The organism is Streptomyces tricolor, from assembly GCF_002155905.1.
GTDB classification, from domain to species: Bacteria; Actinomycetota; Actinomycetes; order Streptomycetales; family Streptomycetaceae; genus Streptomyces; species Streptomyces tricolor.
This window is the reverse complement of record NZ_MUMF01000429.1, coordinates 1-5,633: the sequence shown is the minus strand read 5'-3', so window position 1 is coordinate 5,633 and position 5,633 is coordinate 1. Positions and strand designations below refer to the sequence as shown.

Annotated in this window: 6 protein-coding genes; 5 read left to right on the top strand and 1 reads right to left on the bottom strand. The window is 72.5% G+C overall.

Annotated elements, in window-relative coordinates; all coding sequences use genetic code 11:
- The first annotated feature begins 116 nt into the window (after positions 1-116).
- Both CCN44_RS28340 and CCN44_RS28335 read left to right on the top strand, forming a co-directional pair.
- On the top strand, positions 117-446 hold the full coding sequence (locus tag CCN44_RS28340; protein WP_059254471.1) for a branched-chain amino acid transporter permease: 330 nt from the start codon (positions 117-119) through the stop codon (positions 444-446).
- A 56-nt stretch (positions 447-502) separates the two neighbouring features.
- Positions 503-1,306, top strand: a complete 804-nt coding sequence (locus CCN44_RS28335; RefSeq protein WP_059254473.1) for a thioesterase family protein — start codon at positions 503-505, stop codon at positions 1,304-1,306.
- A 132-nt stretch (positions 1,307-1,438) separates the two neighbouring features.
- Here CCN44_RS28335 and CCN44_RS28330 read toward each other — a convergent pair whose 3' ends face one another.
- The gene (locus CCN44_RS28330) at positions 1,439-2,095 is read right to left on the bottom strand and encodes a helix-turn-helix domain-containing protein (protein ID WP_059254474.1); all 657 of its coding nucleotides are present in this window, start codon (positions 2,093-2,095) and stop codon (positions 1,439-1,441) included.
- Positions 2,096-2,334: 239 nt separating this feature from the next.
- Between CCN44_RS28330 and CCN44_RS28325 the strand changes: the two genes are divergently transcribed.
- The 3 genes from CCN44_RS28325 (at position 2,335) to CCN44_RS28315 (ending at position 5,579) form a co-directional block, all read left to right on the top strand.
- A complete protein-coding gene (locus CCN44_RS28325; RefSeq protein ID WP_086700636.1) occupies positions 2,335-3,006 on the top strand; it encodes an MmyB family transcriptional regulator in 672 nt (223 codons plus the stop codon).
- A 93-nt stretch (positions 3,007-3,099) separates the two neighbouring features.
- The gene (locus CCN44_RS28320) at positions 3,100-4,098 is read left to right on the top strand and encodes a LacI family DNA-binding transcriptional regulator (protein ID WP_202430388.1); all 999 of its coding nucleotides are present in this window, start codon (positions 3,100-3,102) and stop codon (positions 4,096-4,098) included.
- A gap of 128 nt (positions 4,099-4,226) precedes the next feature.
- Positions 4,227-5,579: an ABC transporter substrate-binding protein gene (locus CCN44_RS28315; protein ID WP_086700633.1), complete on the top strand. Its 1,353-nt coding sequence runs from the start codon at positions 4,227-4,229 to the stop codon at positions 5,577-5,579.
- Positions 5,580-5,633 lie beyond the last annotated feature (54 nt).

Here is a 5,633-nt window from a genome sequence, read left to right as displayed (position 1 = left end):
GCTGTGCGCGCTGGCCGCCCGCCTCCTCTTCCCCCACCAGCTGCTCCTGGCCGCCTTCGCCCTGTTCACCGCCGGCCTCCTGGCCCGCCACCTCGCCACCGGCCGGAAGCCCGCCCATGCCTGACGCCCGCTACGCCGTTGCCGCGATCCTCGTCGCCGCCGCCGTCACCTGGTCCCTGCGCGCGCTGCCCTTCGCCGCCCTGGCCCCCCTGCGCGCCAGCGCCACCGTGCGGTACCTCAGCACCCGGATGCCCGCCGGCGTCATGGTGATCCTGGTCGTCTACTGCCTGCGCGACCTCCCGGTCACCCAGACCCGCGCGCTGGCCCCGCTCGCCGCCCTGACCGTCACCGCCGGCCTGCACCTGTGGCGCCGCAACGCCCTGCTGAGCATCCTCGCCGGCACCGCCGTGCACGTGGCCCTGGCCAGCACCGTCCTGGCGCGCTGAGGGCACCCGGCTCCACCGTCGCGCCCCCCGCCCGCAGGCCCGAGAGGATTCCCCCGTTGACCACCGGCAGCTACTACGAACCCGTCGACGAGCACCGTTACAAGCCCACCGGGCACGCGAGCGGTGCGTGGGACCCCGGCGAGCAGCACTTCAGCCCGCTCGCCGGTCTCATCGTCCACGCCATCGACCGCCATGTGGCCGCACGGCCGGGCGCCGGCCCGGCGGCCCTGTCCCGGATCAGCTTCGACATCCTGGGGCGGCTCGCCCTGGACGAGTGCGAGATCCGGATCGGGACCGTCCGGCCGGGCCGCACCATCGAACTCGTCGAAGCCGTCGCCGTCATCGCTGGCCGCCCCGCCGTGCGGGCCCGCGCCTGGCTCCTCGCGACCGGTGACACCACCGCCGTCGCCGGCGGCACCGCCGACCGGCTCCCGCCTCCCGGAACGCTCCGCCCCTGGCCGCTGACCTCGGTGTGGCCGGGCGGGTACATCGCCTCCCTGGACGTGCGCCCGCTCGCGCCCCCGCAGCCGGGCCGCGCGACGGCCTGGGTCTCCACCGGCCTCGACCTCGTCGCCGGGCAGAGCGTCGGCTCGCTCGCGTCCTACATCGCGCTCGTCGACACCGCCAACGGGATCGCCGTACGGCAGCCGCCCACCGCCTGGATGTTCCCCAACGTCGACCTCACCGTCCACCTGCACCGCCGCCCCGAGGGCCGCTGGACCGGGCTCGACACCACCGTCACCTTCGGCCCCGCCGGCCAGGGCGTCACCAGCACGGTCCTGTACGACCTCGCCGGCCCCGTCGGCCACGCCCAGCAGATCCTCACGGTCCGCCCCCTGCCGGCCGCCGCACCGGACTAGGCGCGCGCCTGCCGGCCGCCCGGGGCGGCCCGCAGGCGAAGTCCGGCGCCCGCTCGCCACGTGCAGAAGGGCCCAACCGCCGGCGGGGCGCCGTCGGTCCCGCCGGCGCCCGCCGCGCGTTCCGCTTCCGTCTCAGGATTCGGGGCGCTTCACGCTCTCCAGGAGCATGTCGAGCCACTCGGCCACCTTGTCCCGGTGCTGGTCGGTGGGCAACTGCGCGGCCCGCCAGGCGATTCCGCGCACGCCGTGGTCCTGCAGCAGCCGCTCCAGCGGATCCGCCGCGGCCTCGGCGGCGGCCCGCTCCCGGTCCGCGAGCTTCTGCAGCAGCTCCTGCTCGGTGCGCTGCAACGCGCCCGCGAGCGCCTCGGGGTCCTCCGCGGTGAGGAACCCGGCGTGCACCCGGAAGAAGCGCTGCAGCGCGTCGCAGTGCTCCATGGTGGGCCGCCGGTCGCCGTTGATGAGGGCGCCGGCCTGCTGGCGGGACATGCCCGCGCCGTCGGCGATCTCCTGCTGGGTGTACCTGCGGCCGTTCGGCTTCAGCCGGGTGCGGCGCAGCAGGTCCAGGCGTTGCAGGAAGCGGGCCTGGACGTCCGGCTCGCCCGCGGGCCGACCGCTGAGCAGGGCCCTGACCACCGGCTCCGGGACCCCGCAGGCGATGGACAGCCGCCCGACGTCGAAGACCTCGGCGTGCGGCACGCCGAGGCGGTCGGCGAGCGCGGTGACGCGGGCGACGACGGCCGGCAGCTGGGCGGTCGCCGAGGCGCCCGGATCCTCGTAGCCATCCGTCACCGACAGAACTCCTACGTCTCTAGAGGGCTTCAGATGTCCGTGCTTCTCACGAGCGATCGCCGTGAACTTCCCGGAGAGTAGCCGGTGTCTCGAACTCACATCCAGGTGTCGCCACAACTGTGGCGAATTTCAGCCGTCAACCGGCATGAAATGCCACGATAGTTGACACGACTTGTGGCGGGGCAGCAGGATCGCAACGCCGCGAGAAAGGCCGCAGAGGCAAGAGGGGTGACCTCCCGATGGCACATCAGGCAGGAGGGCAGCGGCCGGCACCGCGGCCCGTCCCCGAGACCTGCGAGACCCAGGCGTACCTTCAGGACTACGGAGCGCTGCTGGAGTATCTGTCCTGCCCGTCGCTGGTCGTGGACCGCCACTGGAACGTGGTCATGGCCAACAGCGCGTTCGAGACACTTTTCCACGGCGTGCGCCCCCATCCGACGGCCATGCCGGGGGAGAACTTCCTCAGATTCGTCCTGTTCCACCCCGACGCGGGCGAGGTCCTCGGCGAGCACGAGCCCGGCTGGTGCCTGCCCATGCTGGCCCAGCTCCGGTCCGCGCTGGAGACCCACGCCCACGACCACGAACTCCAGGCGATGCGCCGGGAGATCGCCCAGGACCCGATCATGGAGGCCGCCTACCGGCAGGGCCTGCCGCACTGGATCCGGTCCGTGGGCGAGGCCGCGACCCGTCTGGACGGCGCCGTCCGCCTGCTGCACCACCCCGACCCGCGCCGCGGGCGTACCGAGTGCCGCATCGTCGAGGAGTCGCCGCAGCCGCTGCTGGAGCTGGGCTACCGGCGGCTGACGATGGTCCTGCGCGATCCCCGCCGGTCCGCCGCCCCGGTGCGCCGTACGCGCCGCCCGCGGGGCGCGGCCTCCCATCTGTCGGTCGTCCCCTCTCCCGGGAACTGACCCGGCACCGTCGGCGTTCAGGTCGCCGGCGGCGCCGGGCTCCTCCCCTCCTTTACGCAAGCCGCTTGCGTAACTTGCGCTAGGCTTGCGGCCATGACGCGACGACTTGCGGAAGTGGCGAAGAAGGTCGGGGTCAGCGAGGCCACGGTCAGCCGGGTGCTCAACGGCAAGCCCGGAGTCTCCGACGCCACCCGGCAGGCGGTGCTGACCGCCCTCGACGTCCTCGGCTACGAGCGCCCCACCCAGCTGCGCGGCGAACGCGCCCGGCTGGTCGGCCTCGTCCTGCCCGAGTTGCAGAACCCCATCTTCCCGGCGTTCGCCGAGGTCATCGGCGGTGCCCTCGCCCAGTTGGGGCTCACCCCGGTGCTGTGCACGCAGACCAAGGGCGGCGTGTCGGAGGCCGACTACGTCGAGCTGCTGCTCCAGCAGCAGGTCTCCGGTGTCGTCTTCGCCGGCGGCCTCTACGCCCAGGCCGACGCGCCGCACGACCACTACCGGCTGCTCGCCGAGCGCAACATCCCGGTCGTGCTGGTCAACGCGGCCATCGAGGACCTCGGCTTCCCCGGGGTGTCCTGCGACGACGCCGTGGCGGTCGAGCAGGCCTGGCGGCACCTGGCCTCCCTCGGCCACGAGCGCATCGGCCTGGTCCTCGGCCCCGGCGACCACGTCCCCTCGGCCCGCAAACTGGCCGCAGCCCGCGCGGTCGCCGGTGATCTGCCGGAGGAGTTCGTGGCGCGGGCCATCTTCTCCCTCGAGGGCGGGCACGCCGCCGCCTCCCGGCTCATCGACCGGGGCGTCACCGGCCTCATCTGCGCCTCCGACCCGCTGGCACTCGGCGCCGTCCGGGCCGCCCGCCGCAAGGGGTACGACGTCCCGGGCCGGATCTCCGTCGTCGGCTACGACGACTCGGCGTTCATGAACTGCACCGAGCCCCCGCTGACCACCGTCCGCCAGCCCATCGAGGCCATGGGACGCGCGGCCGTGGAGCTGCTCAACGCGCAGATCGGCGGCACCGCCGTACCCGCCGAGGAGTTGCTGTTCGAGCCGGAACTGGTGGTCCGCGGCTCCACCGCGCAAGCCCCGCGCGACTGAGCGCCGGAAGATCCAAGCCGCTGTCAAATAATTCCAGATCCTGCGCGACATCTTGCGGACCGCTGTCGGCGGTGCTTGAGTGTGCGGCGCCCACCGCTGCTGCCACGAGTGCCATGAGGGGTCCACCGATGAGAAGCACCGGGTTCCGCCGTACCGTCCTCGCGCTCGGCGTCTGCTCCTCGCTCGTCCTCGCCGCCACCGCCTGCGGGTCCGGTGACGGCGGTGCGGCGAGCGGCAGGACCCGCATCACCGTCAACTGCGAGCCGCCCAGGAGCGCCAAGGTCGACCGCGCCTTCTTCGAGGAGGACGTCGCCGCCTTCGAGGAGGCCCACCCGGACATCGACGTCGTCGCGCACGACGCCTTCCCCTGCCAGGACCCGAAGACCTTCGACGCCAAGCTCGCCGGCGGCCAGATGGAGGACGTGTTCTACACGTACTTCACGGACGCGCGGCACGTGGTCGACGTCCGCCAGGCCGCCGACCTCACCCCGTACCTGAAGGAGCTGAAGACCTACGACAGCATCCAGAAGCAGCTGCGGGACATCTACACCGTCGACGGCAAGGTCTACGGCATCCCGCGCACCGGCTACTCCATGGGGCTCATCTACAACCGCGCGCTCTTCGAGAAAGCCGGCCTGGACCCGGACAAGCCCCCGGCGACCTGGGACGAGGTCCGCACCGCCGCCCGGCGGATCGCCGCCCTGGGCGACGGCACGGTCGGCTACGCCGACTACAGCGCGCAGAACCAGGGCGGCTGGCACTTCACCGCCGAGCTGTACTCGCAGGGCGGCGACGTCGTCGGCGCGGACGGCGAGAAGGCCACCATCGACACCCCCGAGGGCCGCGCCGTCCTGCGGAACCTGCACGACATGCGGTGGACCGACGACTCGATGGGCAGCAAGCAGCTCCTCGTCATCAACGACGTGCAGCAGATGATGGGTTCGGGCAAGCTCGGCATGTACCTCGCCGCCCCCGACAACATCCCGATCCTGGTCAAGGAGAAGGGCGGCAACTACCAGGACCTCGCCCTCGCCCCCATGCCGGGCGGCAAGGGCACCCTCATCGGCGGCGACGGCTACATGATCAGCAAGAAGGCCACGCCCGCCCAGATCCGCGCCGGCCTGAAGTGGCTCGACCACATGTTCCTCACCCCGGGCAAGGGCTTCCTCGGCGACTACGCGCGCGCCAGGAAGCACGACGCCCCCGTCGGCCTGCCCGAGCCGCGCCTGTTCACCGGCGCCGCCGACGCCGTCGACCAGAAGGTCAAGAAGGCCAACGCCAACGTCCCGGTGGAGAACTACCAGGCGTTCCTCGACGGCAACCAGAAGCTCCGGCTGAAGATCGAACCGCCGCACGCCCAGCAGATCTACTCCGTCCTCGACGGCACCGTCTCCGCCGTCCTGACCAAGAAGGACGCCGACATCGACCAGCTCCTCAAGGAGGCGTCCGGCAAGATCGACAGCATTCTGGCCCGGAGCTGACCGCCATGACGAAGACGGCCGGGCGACGGCCCCCGGCGCACGCCGCCGTCCCCC